Source organism: Candidatus Pelagibacter sp. PS_41 (assembly GCF_059417725.1).
Genome location: NZ_CM182062.1, coordinates 849,667 through 869,005, shown reverse-complemented (window position 1 = coordinate 869,005; position 19,339 = coordinate 849,667). Strand labels below are relative to the sequence as shown.

The 19,339-nt window shown below is 27.9% G+C and carries 17 protein-coding genes and 1 other RNA gene; 13 read left to right on the top strand and 5 right to left on the bottom strand.

Annotated elements, in window-relative coordinates; all coding sequences use genetic code 11:
- The 6 genes from AC5SL8_RS04810 (at nt 1) to ligA (ending at nt 6,605) form a co-directional block, all read left to right on the top strand.
- On the top strand, nt 1-915 hold the full coding sequence (locus tag AC5SL8_RS04810; RefSeq protein WP_494579356.1) for a D-alanine--D-alanine ligase: 915 nt from the start codon (nt 1-3) through the stop codon (nt 913-915).
- Nucleotides 896-1,570 (top strand): cell division protein FtsQ/DivIB, encoded by a 675-nt coding sequence (locus AC5SL8_RS04805; protein ID WP_494579354.1) that lies wholly within the window; start codon nt 896-898, stop codon nt 1,568-1,570. Before AC5SL8_RS04810 ends, AC5SL8_RS04805 begins: the two co-directional genes overlap by 20 nt.
- Entirely contained in the window at nt 1,570-2,679 is a 1,110-nt protein-coding gene (locus AC5SL8_RS04800; protein ID WP_494579353.1) for a cell division FtsA domain-containing protein, read from the top strand. Before AC5SL8_RS04805 ends, AC5SL8_RS04800 begins: the two co-directional genes overlap by 1 nt.
- Before the next feature lie 78 nt (nt 2,680-2,757).
- Nucleotides 2,758-3,678, top strand: a complete 921-nt coding sequence (gene lpxC / locus AC5SL8_RS04795) for a UDP-3-O-acyl-N-acetylglucosamine deacetylase (protein ID WP_494579351.1) — start codon at nt 2,758-2,760, stop codon at nt 3,676-3,678.
- Between the two features lie 39 nt (nt 3,679-3,717).
- On the top strand, nt 3,718-4,578 hold the full coding sequence (locus tag AC5SL8_RS04790; protein WP_494579350.1) for an outer membrane protein assembly factor BamD: 861 nt from the start codon (nt 3,718-3,720) through the stop codon (nt 4,576-4,578).
- A complete protein-coding gene (ligA, locus tag AC5SL8_RS04785; protein ID WP_494579348.1) occupies nt 4,575-6,605 on the top strand; it encodes an NAD-dependent DNA ligase LigA in 2,031 nt (676 codons plus the stop codon). The genes AC5SL8_RS04790 and ligA overlap by 4 nt, the downstream gene beginning before the upstream one ends.
- On the opposite strand, the gene AC5SL8_RS04780 is transcribed toward ligA, so the two are convergent.
- A complete protein-coding gene (locus tag AC5SL8_RS04780) occupies nt 6,588-8,282 on the bottom strand; it encodes a M24 family metallopeptidase (RefSeq protein ID WP_494579346.1) in 1,695 nt (564 codons plus the stop codon). The two genes, ligA and AC5SL8_RS04780, sit on opposite strands and share 18 nt — an antisense overlap.
- Nucleotides 8,279-10,309, bottom strand: a complete 2,031-nt coding sequence (locus AC5SL8_RS04775) for an ATP-dependent helicase (RefSeq protein WP_494579344.1) — start codon at nt 10,307-10,309, stop codon at nt 8,279-8,281. The genes AC5SL8_RS04780 and AC5SL8_RS04775 overlap by 4 nt, the downstream gene beginning before the upstream one ends.
- Before the next feature lie 43 nt (nt 10,310-10,352).
- On the opposite strand from AC5SL8_RS04775, the gene AC5SL8_RS04770 reads away from it, so the two are divergent.
- Nucleotides 10,353-11,837: an AsmA family protein gene (locus AC5SL8_RS04770; RefSeq protein WP_494579342.1), complete on the top strand. Its 1,485-nt coding sequence runs from the start codon at nt 10,353-10,355 to the stop codon at nt 11,835-11,837.
- Here the strand turns inward: AC5SL8_RS04770 and fumC are convergent.
- Complete coding sequence (fumC, locus tag AC5SL8_RS04765; protein WP_494579340.1) at nt 11,825-13,213, bottom strand: class II fumarate hydratase; 1,389 nt, start codon at nt 13,211-13,213, stop codon at nt 11,825-11,827. The genes AC5SL8_RS04770 and fumC overlap by 13 nt on opposite strands.
- Before the next feature lie 66 nt (nt 13,214-13,279).
- On the opposite strand from fumC, the gene AC5SL8_RS04760 reads away from it, so the two are divergent.
- Complete coding sequence (locus tag AC5SL8_RS04760) at nt 13,280-13,654, top strand: pyrophosphohydrolase domain-containing protein (RefSeq protein ID WP_494579338.1); 375 nt, start codon at nt 13,280-13,282, stop codon at nt 13,652-13,654.
- Here the strand turns inward: AC5SL8_RS04760 and ssrA are convergent.
- Nucleotides 13,650-13,951, bottom strand: a transfer-messenger RNA (tmRNA) gene (gene ssrA, locus AC5SL8_RS04755). The genes AC5SL8_RS04760 and ssrA overlap by 5 nt on opposite strands.
- A gap of 4 nt (nt 13,952-13,955) precedes the next feature.
- Here ssrA and thyX point away from each other — a divergent pair.
- On the top strand, nt 13,956-14,903 hold the full coding sequence (gene thyX / locus AC5SL8_RS04750; protein ID WP_494579336.1) for an FAD-dependent thymidylate synthase: 948 nt from the start codon (nt 13,956-13,958) through the stop codon (nt 14,901-14,903).
- Here thyX and AC5SL8_RS04745 read toward each other — a convergent pair.
- Nucleotides 14,884-15,708, bottom strand: a complete 825-nt coding sequence (locus AC5SL8_RS04745) for an Mrp/NBP35 family ATP-binding protein (protein ID WP_494580800.1) — start codon at nt 15,706-15,708, stop codon at nt 14,884-14,886. The two genes, thyX and AC5SL8_RS04745, sit on opposite strands and share 20 nt — an antisense overlap.
- A 51-nt stretch (nt 15,709-15,759) precedes the next feature.
- On the opposite strand from AC5SL8_RS04745, the gene hflK reads away from it, so the two are divergent.
- The 4 genes from hflK to AC5SL8_RS04725 are packed head-to-tail and all read left to right on the top strand — an operon-like array spanning nt 15,760 to nt 19,339.
- Entirely contained in the window at nt 15,760-16,860 is a 1,101-nt protein-coding gene (gene hflK / locus AC5SL8_RS04740) for an FtsH protease activity modulator HflK (protein WP_494579334.1), read from the top strand.
- The gene (hflC, locus tag AC5SL8_RS04735) at nt 16,861-17,730 is read left to right on the top strand and encodes a protease modulator HflC (protein ID WP_494579332.1); all 870 of its coding nucleotides are present in this window, start codon (nt 16,861-16,863) and stop codon (nt 17,728-17,730) included. It abuts the gene before it with no gap.
- Between the two features lie 9 nt (nt 17,731-17,739).
- Nucleotides 17,740-17,925 carry a DUF2065 domain-containing protein gene (locus AC5SL8_RS04730; protein WP_494572835.1) on the top strand — a complete coding sequence of 62 codons (186 nt, stop codon included), beginning with the start codon at nt 17,740-17,742 and terminating at the stop codon, nt 17,923-17,925.
- 1 nt (nt 17,926) lies between these two features.
- Nucleotides 17,927-19,339: a Do family serine endopeptidase gene (locus AC5SL8_RS04725; RefSeq protein ID WP_494579330.1), complete on the top strand. Its 1,413-nt coding sequence runs from the start codon at nt 17,927-17,929 to the stop codon at nt 19,337-19,339.

Sequence of the window (19,339 nt, the reverse complement as noted above, 5' to 3'; positions counted from 1 at the left end):
ATGAAAAAAAAAATCTTAGTACTTTGTGGAGGAATATCCAAAGAGCGATTAATAAGTTTAGATACTGGAAAGCAAGTTTTTAATGAGTTAAAAAAAAATGGTTATAGAACTAAAATAAGTGAACCAAATAATAATTTACTTAAAAATATAAAATCATTTAAGCCAAATATAATTTTTAATGCTTTGCACGGACAATATGGAGAAGATGGCTATATTCAATCAATTTTAGAAACACAAAAAATTCCTTATACTCATTCAGGTATACTTGCATCATCAATCGCTATGGATAAAGAATTATCAAAAAAAATTTTTCTTAAAAACAAGATTTTAACACCAAAATATATCAAGTTCGATTTTTTAAGACCAATCAAAAATATAACTAAAGAAATTGATAAAAAATTAAAATTTCCAGTTGTAATAAAGCCAATAAATGAGGGATCAAGTGTACATGTTTATATATGCACAAAAAAAGATTTCATAAAAAATTTGAAAAAATTAAACATTTATAAACAAATTTTAATTGAAGAGTTTATTGAAGGAAGAGAAATACAGGTTGCCGTAATGGGCCAAAAAGTGCTTGGTACAATTGAGTTAAAACCTAAAAGAAAATTTTATGACTATGAAGCAAAATATAGTTCAAACGCTAAAACAAAACACATAATTCCTGTAGATTTATCTAAAAAAGATTTGAGTAAGGTTGAAAACATCGCAAATAAAGCCCATCAAATAGTTGGCTGTCGAGGAGTATCACGATCAGATTTTAAATATCATAAAGGTAAATTTTATTTACTAGAAATTAATACACAGCCAGGTATGACCAAACTTTCATTAGTACCAGAAATTGCTAGTCACAAAGGTATAACTTTTATCAAATTAATTGAGTGGATTTTAAAAGATGCTTCAATCAATAGGTAAAAAAAATAAAATAGTAATTTATTTTATATTGCTAATTACATTAAGTACAATAAGTGGTAAATTTGCACCCAACAATAATGAATACTTATCTACAAATAATAAAATAACAATTCAAGGTCTTTCAAATGATAATAATTTTGACATTTCAAATAGACTTAAAAGTTTAGTTAATAAAAATATTTTATTCATTAATCGTAAAGAAATTGTCGACATAATTGATGACTACAATATTATAGAAAAATATAGCGTTAAACGAATTTATCCTGGAAATATAGTGATAAATATTACACCCACCAGATATCTAGCCCGAACATCAAATGATAATAAATTATTAGTTGGAGCAAATGGTAAACTTATTAGAGACTCAAAAAATTCAGAAAATTTACCTTTCTTGTTTGGAGATTTTAAATCAAAAAGCTTTTTAAGTTTAAAAAAAGATATTGAACAATCAAAGTTTACCTTTGATAGATTTAAGACATTATATTTTTTTAAGTCAAATAGATGGGATATTTTAACCAATAACGATATTCTGATTAAGTTGCCTTTAGAAAATTCCTTAGTAGCTTTAAATCTTGCATATAAGATTATTGAAGACAATCAAGTTAATAAAAAAATTATAGATCTTAGGGTAAAGGATCGTTTAACAATAAATTAATGTCTAATACAAATTATCAAACTTTTTTTGATTGTGGTTCATCTAAAATAAGAGCAGCAACATTTAATATAGATAATGACAATGAAGCATACTTTACAGAAAGCGAATTTCTAAAAGACAATATAAGCCTAGAGTTAAAAATTAGAGAGATTATAGACTCACTTGAGAGAGACTCAAACAAATATATTAACAATGTAAATCTGATGATAGATAGCCCTAAGATGCTCTCAATAAGTATTTCTTTATCCAAAAAACTTGATGGATCAAAATTAAAAAAAGAAAATATAAAATTTTTAGTTCAAGAGGCAAAACAAGAAATTTTAAAATATTATACTGGCTACAATATAGCTCATATCATCATTAATAATTATAAGATTGATGGAGTTGATTACCCCTTTTTACCAGATAAAATTAATTGTAATTTTTTTTCTTTAGACATACTTTTTATTTGTTTACCTTTAGAATTAGTTTTAAATTTTAAAGATATATTTTCTAGATTAAATATTTTAGTTGATAGAATTATTTGTACAAGCTACGCAAAATCCATTCATTATAAAAGTAACTTAAATCTTAGTGGGCCCGTATCATTTATTGATGTTGGATTTGATAAAACATCTATAATTACGTATTTAAATGAAAATATAGCTATGTTAGATATTTTATCTGTTGGTGGTAATCATATTACAAAAGATCTTTCCAAGGTATTAAATATAAGTTTACAGAAGTCTGAACAAATCAAACTGAATTTTGACCAAAATCTCAACATTTTAAGTGAAGAAATTAAATCTACAGATATGCTTCAAAAAATAATTTTGGCTAGAACAGAAGAAATTCTTGAGCTGTGTAATAAATCAATTAAATCAAATTTATTTTTAATTGAAAAATTTAAGATGGTATTAACTGGTCAAGGATCTAAAATACTTGATAGTAAGCTCAAAGATAACATTTCTTTTGTAAATGATATTGATTTTTTAGAAGAAACTCTTGAGGATATTTGTTGGTCAGGCTTCAGATTAATTTCAAAACCAAATGAACAAGAGGTTGTAATAGTCCCAAAAAAATCAATAAAACATGGTTTTTTTGAAAAACTTTTTCACTTATTTAGATAATCTGGTTAAAAAATTATAGTAAATTACCGTAACATTTCTTGTTTTTCTTAATTTAATCTTACTATTTATAACACCTCAATGTCTGTTTTAAATCAAAAAACTATTAATCAAGATATCACATTCAATGGTGTTGGTCTTCATAGCGGCTTAGCTGCAACTATGATTGTAAAGCCTGCCGCACCAAATACTGGAATAATTTTTAAAAGAACAGACTTAAAAGAGAATAATGTTATTATACCAAATATATTTAATGTAAGTAGTGCAATATTTTGCACGACTATTTCAAATGAACATGGGGTAAGCGTATCAACTATAGAACATTTAATGGGAGCGTTATATGGTTTGGGCATTGATAATGCATTAATTGAAATTGATAATCAAGAAGTGCCAATTTTAGATGGTTCAGCAAAACTTTTTGTTGAAGCTATCTCTAAAATTGGGATTAAAAATACTGATACTCCAATTAAGATAATAAAGATTTTAAAAAAAATAGAATTTATAGATAAAAATAAAACAATAACTATTGAACCAAGTAAAATTAGTTTAGATATAGACTTTGAACTAAAGTATACAAACGAAATTATAGGAACCCAACGAAACTTGGTTAAGGTTTTTGAATCTGACTTGAGTGATATTTATAACTCCAGAACATTTTGTCTGTTTGAAGATATAGAAAAATTAAAAGAAATGGGTCTTGCAAAAGGAGGCAGCCTTGATAATGCAGTAGTTGTTAAGAATAATTCGGTATTAAATCAAAATGGACTTAGAAATCATAAAGAATTTGTTAATCATAAGATTTTAGATTGTATGGGCGATTTATACTTGGCTGGCTATAAAATAATTGGAAAAATAGTTTGTTCACAAGGTGGCCATAAGCTTACAAATCAATTACTAAGAAAAGTTTTTGAAAATGATGAAAATTTTTCATTAATAGAAATTAAAGAAAAAAGCCTCCCACATGCTTTTGTTAACAAAACTAGTCTTAGATCCATTGCATAAAGATTAGAGTTTTTTTGTTTTTATGTTAATAGATTAAAAATGAATAAACTTTTTTATATAACTTTAATAACTTTAATTATTTTTTTAACATCATGTAGTAAAGAAAAAAAAATTACCGTTATTAATGAGACTGATATAAATTTACAAATGATTTCACTATATGAGGAGGGCTATGAGGAATTATTAAATGGAGACACCCTGTATGCAGCAAATAAATTTAGAGAAGCTGAATTAATTTTTCCACAATCAGAGTGGGCACCAATGGCATCTCTAATGTCAGCTTATACCTATTATTCTGATGATTATTATTTAGAGGCAATCGATCAAATTAAAGATTATATGAGGAAATATCCAAATCATACTAATAATGACTACGCTCACTTTATTTTAGCTATGTGTTATTATGAAAATATTGTTGATGAAAAAAGAGATTTAGAGCCATTACTTAATTCAAAAAAAGAGTTTGAGTTAATCATAAGAGAATATCCCGATACTGATTTTGCTCTTGATGCCAAATTTAAAATAGAGCTCATTAAAGATAGACTTGCTGGAAAAGAAATGTTTATAGGTAGGCACTATTTAAAAAGTAAAAAATGGATACCTGCTTTAAATAGATTTAAAAATGTATTAGAAAATTATGAAACTACAGTTTATGTCGAAGAAGCATTATTTAGATTAGTTGAGACAAATTACAAGATTGGTTTAGTTGAAGAGTCTAAAAAATATGCAAATTTGTTAGGATATAATTATGGTTCCAGTGAGTGGTATAAAGCATCTTATAAAATATTTAATCAAGATTATAAATATGATGAAAAACAGTTAAAAAAAAACAAACAAAAGGATAAAAAAAAATACTATCTAGATTTAAAGCAAAATTTAAAACAATTTTTGAATAAATGAATGATGAATTAATTAAGAAAGATTATTCTACAAAAATAAAAAAAATACAAAAATTAAACAAAGCTTACTATCAAGAAAACAACTCTATTGTAACCGATCAAGAATATGATCTCTTAAAAAAACAGATAATTGATTTAGAAAAAAAATATTTATTTTTAAAAAGCAAACACTCACCTACAGTTTCAATAGGATTTAAACCATCAAAAAATTTTGAGAAGGTAAGACATAAGGTTCCAATGCTATCACTTGGAAATGCTTTTAATGAAGAGGATTTAAAAAACTTTGAAAAAAAAATATTCAATTTTTTAAGTTTAAATAAGACAAGTGTAGTGGATTATAGTGCTGAACCAAAAATTGATGGAATATCAGCATCATTAATTTATATTAATGGAAAATTTATAAAGGGACTTTCCAGAGGTGATGGAGCCGAAGGAGAGGATATTACTGAAAATTTAAAAACAATTAAGGATATCCCACAGAATGTAAGTGCAAAAAATTTTCCTAATGAAATTGATATAAGAGGTGAAGTGTTTATAGAAAATGATGACTTTAAAAAGATTAGTGAAAAATTTGCCAACCCTAGAAATGCCGCGTCGGGATCTCTTAGACAGAAAGATCACAATGTTACTGCTAAGATTCCATTAAAATTTATTGCCTATACCTTTGGTTATACATCGGAGATGAAAATTAATAATCAAACAGAATTTTTAGAAAATTTAAAAGTCTGGGGTTTTAAGACAAATCCATTTAATAAAAAAATATCAGGCATCAAAAATTTAATGTCTAATCATAAGAATTTAGAGGAAAAAAGAAAAGAAATAGCATTTGATATAGATGGTGTAGTTTATAAAGTTAATGATTTTAGTTTACAAAAAAGATTAGGATTTGCTGCTAATGCCCCAAGATGGGCTATTGCACATAAATTTTCAGCTAATAGCTCAATTTCTGAAATAATAAATATTGAGATCCAAGTAGGAAGGACAGGCGCCCTAACACCTGTTGCAAAGATTAAGCCAGTTAATATTGGTGGTGTTATAGTTTCTAATGCCACACTTCATAATGAAGATGAGATTATCAGGAAAGATATAAGAATTGGGGATACAGTGACCGTTGAAAGAGCAGGCGATGTAATACCCCATGTTGTTTCAGTTGATATAAAAAAAAGAAATAAAAACTCTAAAAAATTTAATTTTCCTCTCATTTGTCCATCGTGTGGCAACAAAACTGTCAAAGATTATAATGAGACAACAAAAAAAAAAGATGCTGTTAGAAGATGTACTAGTGAGGGATATGAATGTGAAAAAATTGCAATAGAAAAAATTAAACATTTTGTATCTAAAGAGGCATTTAATATCGATGGACTGGGTAAAAAGATTGTTGAAAATTTTTGGAATTTAAAGCTAATAAGGTTTCCGCAAGATGTTTTTAATTTTAATTATGATAAAATAGAAAAATTAGAAGGATGGGGAAAATTATCTGTAAAAAATTTAAAATTTTCAATTGAAGAAAAAATAACAATCTCTCTAGATAGGTTTATCTATGCTCTAGGAATAAGGCATATAGGACAAGAAAATGCTAAACTTATAGCAAAGCATTTAAAAACTACTGATAATTTTTTTAAATTATCAAAGGATAAAAACATAGAAATTTTATCAAATATTGATGGTATTGGTAATACTCAAATTCAGTCAATAAAAAAGTTTTTCTTAAATAAAACAAATTTAGATGTGCTATCTGAATTGAAAAAAAAACTTAAAATACAAAATATGATTTTAATAAAAGATAAAGGATTATTGAATAATAAAACTTTTATGCTCACAGGTAAGTTAAATGGAATTAGTAGAGCAGAAGCAAAATCTTTAATTGAGCAAAATTCAGGAAAAATAATTAGCAATGTGAACAAAAAATTAAATTATTTAATAGCAGGTGAAAAACCAACTATTAAAAAGATAAATACAGCAAGAGAATTAAATATAAAAATTATTGATCAAAAAGAATTATTAAAAATGTTAAATAAGTTGGGCTAACCATCTTCTTTCATTTTTATTTAATAAAGATGAATATTCAGAGTAAATTTTTAAATGATATCTAAATAAATAATCTTTTTCAGATTTGTTTAGCAGCTTGTAATTGATCAAATCTTTTTCTATAGGAGCAAGCGTAAAATTATTAAATAATAATTTATCTTTAAATTTTTTTACATATATCAAATTTTCTATTCTAATTCCAAAATGACCTTTTTTGTAAAACCCAGGTTCATTACTCAAAATCATTCCTTTGGTTAATTTAATGTTATTATATTTTGAAATTGATTGTGGACCCTCATGAACATTTAAAAAAAAACCAACACCATGTCCTGTTCCATGTGCATAGTCTAAGCCTACTTTTTTTAAAAATTTTCTAGCTCTAATATCTATTTTTTTTCCAGTATTAATTTTATTTAAATTAGTTTGAACAACTGCAATATGTCCCTTCAAAACATGAGTATAAGCATTCATTATGGATTTTTTTTGCTTAGAAAAACAAATGGTTCTAGTAACATCTGTTGTACCAAATTTATATTGACCACCTGAATCAACTAATAAAAGGTCTTGTTTTTTGATCTTTTTGGTATTTTTGGGTGTTGCTCTATAGTGAACTATGGCCCCATTAGATCCTGCACCAGCTATTGTATTAAAACTTGGGAATAAATAGGCTGGATTTAATTTTCTAAATTTTTCCAATCTATTTTGCGCATCAACTTCTGTGATTACTTTTTTATTAACATTCTTAATCCAATAAATAAATTTCGTTAATGCCAGCCCATCTTTTTTATGAGCTTCAATCATATGTTTTATCTCCTGCTCATTTTTAATAGATTTCAATTTATAAATTGGATCTTCAATTTTTAATAATTTGAATCTTTTTTTTATGATGTTTTCATATAAAATTGAACAAGATTTATTATCAATTATAAAATTTCCTTCTTCTAATTGGTAGAATAAATTAGATAAATTATTTTCATCAATAATATATTTTGCATTTATTTTTCTTTCTTTAATAATAGTTTTTGCGTTAGATTTTTTAGTTATTAGATATATTTTTTTATTTTTACTAATAATTAATCTTGCATTTGGTATTGGACTGCTAGGATTATCATAGCCTCTAATATTAAGTAACCACGCAACATTTTCTGGTGCACTCACAAACAAATAATCAGCATTATTTGATTTAATAAATTTTACTACTTTAGAAATTTTTGAATGATGTGATCTGCCTACAACATTTTTATCCAAAGAAAAAAAAGGTTTTGTTTTTATCTTTTTAAATTTAAATATTTGATCAATTAAATTATGGTTTATTGCAGTTAAATTATTATTTGAAAAATATTTCTTAAGTATATTTTTTGTAAATAGACTTGGATCATAACCTAAGTTTAGATTTTTAATAATTTCATTTGGAAGTTTTTTATGAATCTCAATTATTTTATAATTATCTGAAGATTCTTGTTGAGCTTGAATAGTATATCTACCATCAACAAATAAATAATTTTTTTTATTTAAAATAACAGCTAAGCCTGCTGAACCTGAAAATTTTGTAATCTTCTTTAATCTATCATTTTTGGCATATTCAGAAAAATAATCATCATTTTTAGGAACAATGTAACCATCAATTTTATATTTTTTGAATTTATTTCTTAAATTATTTATTTTTTCTATAATCATTTAATTCTTTTTTGATATCGTATCCAACCTGGGCTTCTTATTTCTTCATTAGTTTCAAAATCTTGATTAAATTCAAAATCATCATCTTTACTGTCATCGAAATATGAGTTTTTTTCTAAAAATTCTTCTGGCAATTCATCGATAAACCTTGAGGCCATACTATCAATCCAATTTCCTTGATAAAATCTATTCATTGCAAAAGACACAAGTGCTCTCTTTTTTGCTCTAGTTATTCCTACGTAAGCCAACCTTCTTTCCTCTTCAAGTCCATTTTGACCTTTTTCTTCAATTGATTTTTGGTGTGGAAAAAGTCCTTCCTCCCATCCAGGTAGAAAAACCACGTCAAACTCAAGCCCTTTTGAGCCATGCATAGTCATCATATTAATTTTTTCACCATCCCAATCTTGATCAACCGATGTTGCTAATGCAACGTGTTCTAAGAAACTCTCTAAATTATCAAACTCTTTCATTGCACTGAGAAGCTCTTTAATATTTTCAAGCCGATTTTCATTTTCTACATCTTTTTTATTTTTCAACATTGAAGAGTAGCCCGACTCATCCAAGACTAGCTGGAGCAATTTTACATGGTTAATTTTTTTTATATTGATATCATTTCTCCATTTATCCATTAAAAATAAAAAAGAATTTAAGCCTATTTTAGTTTTTGGTTTAATTAAATTTTGCTCAATTAATTGTTTCGAAGAAATTTCTAAACTTAAGGAGTTTTCTTTTGAAAATTCGTGTATTAATTTAATGGTACTTTCACCTATAGATCGTTTAGGATTATTTATTATTCTATCAAATGCTAAATCATCTTTAGGTTGATGAATTAACCTTAGATATGCAATACAGTCTTTAATCTCCGCTCTTTCATAAAATTTTGTACCTCCTAAGATTCTATAAGGAAGACCAATTTTTAAAAAACGTTCTTCAAATTCTCTAGTTTGAAAAATTGCCCTAACTAAAATTGCTATGTTATTAAAAGAATATTTTTTTTTTAATTTATTTTCTATTTCATCTGAAATTCCTATTGCTTCATCTTTTCCATTTTTAAAACAATTAAGTTTAACTAAGTCACCCTCGTCCATTGTAGTTTTTAAAGTTTTACCAACTCTATTTTGATTATTAGCTATTAAATTCGAGGCAACAGATAAAATATTTTGTGAGGATCTATAATTTTCTTCTAATCTTATTACTTTTACATTTTCATAAACTTTATCAAATTCTAAAAAATTTTTAATTTCTGCACCACGCCAACTGTAAATAGACTGATCATCATCTCCAACACAACATAAATTTTTATGTTTTTCCGATAATAGATATAGCCATCTACTTTGAATGTAGTTTGTATCCTGATATTCATCGACCAAAATATATTTAAAATTATTTGAATATATTTCTCTTATATCTAAATTTTTTTCTAAAATTTTTACAGCATGTAAAATTAAATCTCCAAAGTCACATGCATTTAAATCTAGTAGTTTTTGTTGATAAATTTTATATAAAGGAAGTACAGTTTTTTCATAAATATCATTTTTATTTATAACAACTTCATTTGGATAAAATCCTTTATTTTTCCATCTATCAATAATGGATAAAATATATTTTGGAGCTAATTGTTTAATATCTATATTTTCAGCTTTACATATATTCTTAATGAGTCTTACTTGATCATCTGTGTCAATGATCGTAAAATTAGATGTTAAACCAGCTGCAGGAGCATGTTTTCTTAATAATTTTGCACAAATTGAATGAAAAGTTCCTAACCAAGTTAAGCCAATGGCCTCAGAATTTAGTATGGCGCTAACTCTGCTTTGCATTTCTTTTGCAGCCTTATTAGTAAAAGTTACCGATAGTATTTGATTGGGAAAAGCCTTTTTTTCATTAATAATATGAGCAATCCTAGACGTTAAAACTTTAGTTTTACCTGAACCTGCGCCCGCAACTATTAAAAGTGGGCCATCTAAATGCATAACAGCCTCTTTTTGAGCTGCGTTAAGATTCCTTAGATATTCAGAGTTTATCATTTTTTAAATTCCATTATAAGATATTTTAATTTTAACAGCATTTATGAAAAAAATTATAAAAACTTTTAATAACTTAATACAAAAGACAATATTCAAAGTTAAGAATAAAACAAATAATAAATTTAATATTAATGGATTAAATAAAGTTTTAATAACTTTAATTGGTTCATTGTTTTTATATATTTTTTACTTATTACTACCCAGTATATACAATAAAACCTGGGTAGAGGAAAAAATCAAAAAAAATCTTCTTAGTGAATTTAAAATTGATTTAACATCCACTAAAGATATTTCTTACCGTATTCTTCCATCTCCACATTTTTTAATTGAAGATACCAATATATTATTAAGTGAGCCAAATGATAAAAAAATAATAGGTGAGGTTAGAAATTTAAAAGTATTTATCAATCAAGGTAATTTTTTTGATAAAGAAAAAATAACTTTAAAAAATATTATTATAAAAGATGCAAATTTTTCTTTATCAGGGATTGATTTAAAAAGATTTAATAGTTCAATTAACGATAAACTTTCTGATAAAAAAATTCAATTTGACAAAGGTAATATATTTTTTAAAGATAATATTAATGAAATATTTGCTATAGTAAAAATTAATGATGCAAATCTATTTTTTGATGATCAAGTACTACATAACAAATTTAATCTCAAAGGGAGTATTTTTTCAATACCGTTTACTTTCGAAATAAAAAGTAAAAATGATCAACAAATTGAAAAAAAAATTTCATTTAATGCAAAGTCTCTTAATTTAGAAATTAACAATGACTATATTGTTGATAATGATGGCCAAACTAAAGGTAATAATATTGTTACTTTTTTAGGGACTCTATTAAATTCAGAATTTAAATTGAGCAACAACAGTGTTATTTTTTTTTCCAAAAATTCAAGAATTAAAAATAACAAAATTGACTACAATGGAATTTTATCAATTAATCCATTTGATCTAGATTTAAAAATTGATTTAAATGATAATAATATATCTGAGCTATTAAATTTTAATCCTATTTTAATAGAATTACTAAAATCAGGAGTATTATTTAATAGCAATATAAGTTTAAAAACTCTTATCAATGCTAATTCAAATGAGCAAAAGAGTCTTTTTCAAAATTCTAAAATCTATCTAGATATAACTAGTGGCAAAATAAACTTTGATAAAACAAAATTTTTTAATAGTGACATAGGATCATTTGAGTTAAGTAATAGTAATTTATTTGTCCAAGATAATAGATTAATTTTAAATACAGATTTATTTTTTGATATCAAGAATAGTAATAAATTATTCTCATCTCTTAACACAAAAAAAAAATCTAGAAGAAAAATTAATAATGTTTTAATAAATTTTGATTATGATTTTTCAAATAATGTAATTAAATTTAATAATGTCAAAATTGACAATAATAAAGTAGGTGATCAAATTTTAAATATTATTGAGGAATTTGAGGATAATAATTTAAATAATAAAGTTAAAACTAAAAGATTATTAAATAATATACTTGATGCTTATGAGGGGTAAATCATTTTTTTAGGATCTACTATCTGATCATAATCCTTCTCTTTTACAAGACCAGTTTTTAAAGTTTCTTCTTTTAAAGTAGTTCCATTTTTTAAAGCAGTTTTTGCAATTTTTGCAGCATTGTCATATCCAATTTTAGGAGCGAGAGCAGTAACTAACATTAGAGAGTTATCTAGATGCTCTTTAATTTTTTTCTTATTGGCTTTAATTCCTTTAACACAAAAGAGAGCAAAATTTTTTGTACTATCTGCAATAAGATCTATTGATTGAAGAACATTGTGGGCTATCATTGGTTTAAATACATTCAATTCAAAGTGACCATGAGAACCAGCAACAGTAATCCCCGTATGATTTCCAATAACATTGGCACAAACCATCGTAACAGCTTCACATTGCGTAGGATTAACTTTACCAGGCATAATAGATGAGCCTGGTTCATTTTCAGGAAGAATTAATTCTCCATAACCAGCCCTAGGTCCTGATCCAAGAAATCTTATATCATTTGATATTTTCATCAATGCGACAGCACAAGTATTTAAAGTTCCTGAGAAATTTATAATAGAGTCGTGAGCAGCCAATTCAGCAAATTTGTTTATGGCAGGTTTAAAAGGTAATTTTGTAAATTTAGCAATTTCTTTAACAATTTTTTTATCAAAACCTTTTCTTGAATTGATTCCAGTTCCAACAGCAGTGCCACCCTGTGCTAAAAAGAATATCTCTTTAAGGGCAGACTCTATTCTTTCAATAGATTTCTTTAATTGAACTTGATATCCTGAAAATTCTTGACCAAGTGATAATGGCGTTGCATCTTGTAAATGGGTTCTACCAATTTTAATAATACTTTTAAATTCTTTAGATTTTTTAGTTAATTCTTTTTCTAAAATTTTCAAATTTGGTAATAATTTTGATACAGTTTCTTGTGCAACAGATATATGCATAGCTGTTGGAAAAACATCATTTGTTGATTGAGATTTATTGACATGATCATTTGGATGAACAGGTTTTTTTGAACCTTTTTTTCCACCCAATATCTCAATTGCTCTATTTGCAATTACCTCATTAACATTCATGTTTGTTTGGGTACCAGAACCTGTCTGCCAAACTTTTAAAGGAAAGTTTTCATCTAGTTTTCCTTTTATCACTTCATCAGAGGCCTTTATGATTGAGTTAGTAATTTTTTTATCAATCTGCTTTTCTTTAAAATGCACTAACGCTGCTGATCTTTTTATAATTGCTATTGATTTAATTATTGAAATATTTACTAAAATTTTTCCAATGTTAAAAAATTTATTAGATCTTTGGGTTGACGCACCCCAATACTTATCATTAGGAACGTTTATACTTCCAATACTGTCAAATTCTTTTCTTAATTTCATTGATTAATATATTATTTTTAATTTAGTATACTTATATATTAAAATTAAAAAACTTACAGGAGCTAAATGACAAATTTTAACAAAGTAAAAACTTTTATGAAAACCTTTGGTCAAGAAGTCAAAACTAAGCCTTCTTTTAGCTCTGATAAGATAAATACTTTAAGATACGATCTAATTAAAGAAGAACTCGAAGAACTTAAAATTGCAATGGAAAATAAAGATCTTTTAGAAGTTGCTGACGCTTTAACAGATATTTTGTATGTAACTTATGGTGCTGGACACGCATTTGGTATCGATCTTGATAAATGTTTTGAAGAGGTTCAAAATTCAAATATGAGTAAGCTAGGTGAAGATGGTAAACCTATCTATAATGAGTCTGGAAAAGTTATGAAGGGTCCTAAATATTTTAAACCTGATTTAAGTAAATTTATAAATTTATAGGGGCGTTCTGTTACCCGGTGCCCCAGACCGTGCTTCTATAATTAACCTAAGTTAATTATGCAGCAATAGCGTAACTTTCGTTAGCATTTAAAGTTTAGCCCGTCACGGTGGAACAATCCCGAACGAAAGAATAACCTTTAGTCACCCGTCGATCCTATTTCACCCCCTTAAGTTGTAAATGGTGGAGGTGGTGGGTACTGCCCCCACGTCCGTAATGGTTATTACGAAATTCGTTTATCGTCGTAGTTGGCAAGCCAACACTATTACTATAAAAGCATTTGAAGGAGATTCAATAAAAATCATGAAATTAACAAAAGAACAATCGCAAGAAATCAAAGATCAACAGGCCCAACAAAATCAAACAAAAAGGGTTACTGCTCCTGAACTTGAAAACATTCTTTATGAAGCAATGCCAGCGCTTGATCATGGCTTTGTAAGAGTTATTGATTACATGGGAGATGACACGTCAATTGTTCAATCTGCTAGAGTTTCCTATGGAAAAGGAACCAAGCAAGTTTCAACAGATGCAGGCCTTATAAAATATTTGATGAGACATTGGCATAGCACTCCATTTGAAATGTGTGAAATTAAATACCATGTTAAACTTCCAATTTTTATTGCACGACAATGGATTAGACATAGAACAGCAAATGTTAATGAGTATTCAGCAAGGTATTCAATTTTAGATAAAGAGTTTTATTTACCATCACAAGAAAATTTAGCAGCACAATCTTCAAGTAACAGACAAGGAAGAGGAGATGTTATTGAAGGTGAACAAGCAAAAGAAGTTTTGGAACTTTTAAAAAATGATGCTGAAAGAACCTATGACAATTATGAAATGATGCTGAATGAAAGGTTTGATGGCTCAACGATCGATGAAAATAAAAAAGGACTTGCAAGAGAACTTGCTAGAATGAATTTAACTTTAAATACTTATACCCAGTGGTACTGGAAAACAGACTTACTAAATTTGATGAATTTCTTAAGACTAAGAGCGGATAGTCATGCACAATATGAAATAAGAGTTTATGCAGATATTATGTTGGACACTGTTAAGAAATGGGTACCTATAACTTATGATGCATTTATGGATTATAGGGTAGGTGGAACAGAGGTTTCAGCCAAAGGAAAAGTTATAATTCAAAAACTAATCAAAGGGGAAGAAGTTGACCCAGATAGTTCAGGCTTATCTAAAAGAGAATGGAATGAGTTAATGGTTTCTTTTGATCTTAAAGATAAGTTGATTTAATTTTTCTAGCAAAGTCTAAGTATATTTTAGAAATTTCATGCTTGGGATTAGCTTCAACAATTGGTTTTCCTTCATCACCACATTTCCCAACTTCAGAATTTATTGGAATTTCACCTAAAAATTCTTTTTCAAATTCCTCAGCTGTTCGTTTAACTCCACCCTCACCAAATATTTTATATTTTTTACCATCATCACCAGTAAAATAACTCATATTATCAACTAAACCTAAAATTTTAACTCCAAGTTTGTCAAACATCTTAATGCCTCTTTTAACATCAAGAAGTGCTACTTCTTGAGGAGTTGAAACAATTATTGCTCCATCCATCTTAATTTCTTGAGAAAAAGTTAATTGAGTATCACCAGTTCCAGGAGGCATATCAACAATTATAAAATCTAAGTTTTTCCAACCAACTTTTTGTGTGAAAGTTTTAATTGCACTAGTTACCATAGGTCCACGCCAAATCATTGGAGTTTGTTGATCAGCTAGAAAACCAATGGACATACATTGAATGTCATATTTTGTAATAGGAGTTAAAGTTTGACCATCACTTTTTGGTTTTTCATTTATATCAAACATTTTTGGTATTGAAGGACCATAAATGTCAGCATCAAGCAAACCAACCTTACAACCAATTTGTTTTAATGCTAAAGCAAGATTTGTTGCAAAAGTTGATTTACCAACTCCACCTTTTGCACTTGAAATTGCTATGGTAAATTTTGTTCCAAGAATCGGGTTTTTAGTGAACTTTCTAGGCTCCAGTTTTTTTTTCATTGTGTCACTTGGTTCTGGTTTTTTATCTGTCATGTGGCTATCAATACTTGTTTTTCTAATTAAAGGCACTATATACTTAAGTATATGTCAGATGATTTTCAAGGTAGAGGTGGAAGTCCATGGGGAACACCCCCTGGAGGAGGAAATGGCTCAGGTAGAGGTCCAACACCACCAGACATAGATGCAATTATAAAAGACATCCAAAATAAAATTAATAAATTTTTACCTGGTGGAAGTAAATCAGGCGGAAAACCAATTGGTCTAATCTTAATTATTTTACTTTTTGTTTGGCTTGCAAGCGGACTTTATAGAGTGGGACCTGACGAACAAGGTGTCGTCCTTAGATTTGGTAAGTTTATAAAAACTACCCAACCAGGATTGCACTATCATATTCCAGTTCCAATTGAGGCAGTTGAAACTCCTAAAGTTACAAAAGTTAATAGAATTGATATTGGTTTTAGATCAGAAAGAGATAGTGGATTTTCTCAAGGCGGTGGAGTGGCCGATGTTCCTCAAGAAAGTTTAATGTTAACAGGAGATGAAAATATTGTGAACATAGACTTTTCAGTATTTTGGGTAATTAAAGATGCTGGCAAATTTTTATTTGAAATTCAAGATCCTGAAGGATCTGTAAAAGCTGCAGCTGAGACTGCAATGAGAGAAGTAATTGCTAAAAGTGATATTCAACCAATTCTAACTGAAGGAAGAGCTGAAATTGAAATTGAAACACAAGAAATTATTCAATCCATTTTAGATGAGTATCAAAGTGGAATTCAAATTACACAAGTTCAAACTCAAAAAGCTGATCCACCAGATCAAGTAATTGATGCATTCAGAGATGTTCAAGCTGCAAGAGCTGATATGGAAAGATCTAAAAATGAAGCTGAAGCATATGCAAATGATGTTATCCCAAGAGCAAGAGGGGAAGCTGCAAAAATTATGCAAGCAGCAGAAGCTTACAAACAAAAAGTAGTTGCTCAATCAGAAGGTGAAGCAAGTAGATTTATATCAATCTTCAATGAATATGATAAAGCAAAAGAAGTGACACAAGAGAGAATGTATCTTGAAACTATGGAAAAAGTTTTAGCTGATATTGATAAAGTAATTATTGAGAAAAATGCTGGATCAGGGGTCGTTCCTTATTTACCACTACCTGAACTAGGAAAAAAGAAGGTAACTAATTAAATGAAAGTACAAAAAATTTTATTACCCATTATAGCAGTCCTAGGAGCTGCAGTTTTCTTTTCAGTATTTATTGTTAAAGAAGTTAATCAAGCAATAGTTTTGCAATTTGGTGATCCAAAAAGAATTATAGTAGAACCAGGCTTAAACTTTAAGATCCCATTTATTCAAAACGTAGTTTATCTAGATAAAAGAATATTAAATTTAGATACTCCACCAGCAGAGGTTATTGCTTCTGATCAAAAAAGATTAATTGTTGATGCATTTGCAAGATTTAAAATTGTAGATCCATTAAAATTTTACATTTCAGTTGGAAATGAAAGAGTTGCAAGATCAAGATTGGCAACAGTTATTAACTCAAGAATTAGAAATGTTTTAGGTCAACAAGAACTACAAACATTGTTATCTAAAGATAGATCAAAACAAATGTCTTTAATCCAAGTAGGGGTTAATGCAGAGGCTCAAAAATTTGGAATTGAAATTGTAGATGTAAGAATTAAAAGAGCAGACCTTCCACAAGCAAACAGTGAAGCAATTTTTAGAAGAATGCAAACTGAAAGAGAAAGAGAAGCTAAGGAATTTAGAGCACGAGGTGCAGAAATGGCAGTCACAATTACATCAACGGCTGATAAAGAAGTTTCAATAATTTTAGCAGATGCCAATAAAAACTCTGAGATCATGAAGGGTGAAGGTGATGGTGAAAGAAATAGAATATTTGCAGAAGCCTTTGGAAGAGACCCTGAATTTTTTGCATTTTACAGAGCTATGCAGGCATATGAAACAGCTTTAATCGGCGGAGAGACATCTTTAATTTTATCTCCTGACAGTGAATTTTTTAAATTTTTTGGAAATATAAAACCTAAATCTCAATAATAATTAGACATGAAAGAATTGATCATAGCTTTTGGTCTCTTCCTTTTTATTGAAGGTATTATGTATGCCTTATTTCCATCAAAAATGAAAAATATGATAAAAAAAATTGAGTTAATAAGCGACTCACAATTGAGAAGTGGTGGATTAATTTTTGCAGTTATTGGTTTTGTTATTATTTGGTATATTAAAAATTAAAATGAAAAAGATTAAAAAATTTATAATCATTGTTTTTTCAATTACTTTTGCTTCACAGGTGTTTGCAAAAGAAGTACCGAATTCATTTGCAGATTTAGCAGAAAAACTAATGCCTTCTGTTGTAAACATTTCAACAACCACAACAGTTGTTACTAATTCAAATCCATTTCCAGGATTTCAATTCCCACCAGGTTCTCCTTTTGAGGATATGTTTAAAGAATTTGGAACACCGCAAACAAGAAAATCAGCTGCGTTAGGCTCAGGTTTTATAATTGAAAAAAGTGGAATTGTGGTAACCAATAACCATGTTATACAAAATGCAGAAGATATTTTAGTAAGAGTTGATGGTGATAAAGAGTATAAAGCGACAGTTATAGGAGCTGACCCCCTATCAGATATTGCTGTTCTACAAATAGACTCAAAAGAAAAGTTCATACCTGCAAGATTTGGAGATTCAGATAAAGCAAGAATTGGTGATTGGGTAATTGCAATTGGTAATCCATTTGGCCTAGGAGGAACAGTTACGGCTGGAATTATTTCTGCAAGAAATAGATCTATTGGGCTTTCTCGTTATGAAGACTACATTCAAACAGATGCTTCTATAAATTCAGGAAATTCTGGAGGCCCCTTGTTTGACATGAACGGCGATGTAATTGGAATTAATACAGCAATCTTAGGCAAAGGTGGTTCAATTGGCATAGGTTTTTCTATACCCTCCAACAGTGCAAAAAAAGTAATAGACCAATTAATTGAATTTGGTGAAACTAAAAGAGGATGGCTTGGAGTTAGAATTCAAGTGGTTACTCAAGAAATTGCTGATGTAGAAAAGTTAGATGAACCAAGAGGAGCTTTAGTTGCAAGTGTAGCTGAGAATAGCCCATCTGATAAAGCAGGAATTAAAGATGGCGATATAATTTTAGAGTTTAATAATACCAAAATAAATGAAATGAAAGAACTACCAATTATTGTTGCTCAAACAGAAGTAGGTAAAACAGTTGATGTTAAAGTTTGGAGAAATAAAAAAGAAATTACAAAAAAAATTAAATTAGGAAGACTTGAAACTTCAGAGGATTTTAAAGTTGAAAAAAAAGCAAGTAAAAATGAAACTCCAGAAATTTCTGAAGTTAAATCATTAAAGATTATAGCACGACCTTTAAATGATGATGATATTAAGGAAAGAAAATTGCCCAATCAAACAACAGGTCTAGTGATCACTAATATTGGTAAAAATAGCCCAATAAATTACTTAAACGTAGGTGACATAATTATTGAAGCTCAAAAGAAAAAAATTAAATCTATAAAAGATCTTGAAGAAATAGTTGAGAGTGCACTTAAATCAAATCAAAAAACAATTTTGATTGTGATTTACAACAATCAAAACCAAAGAAGATATATTGGTGTTAAGCTAGACTAA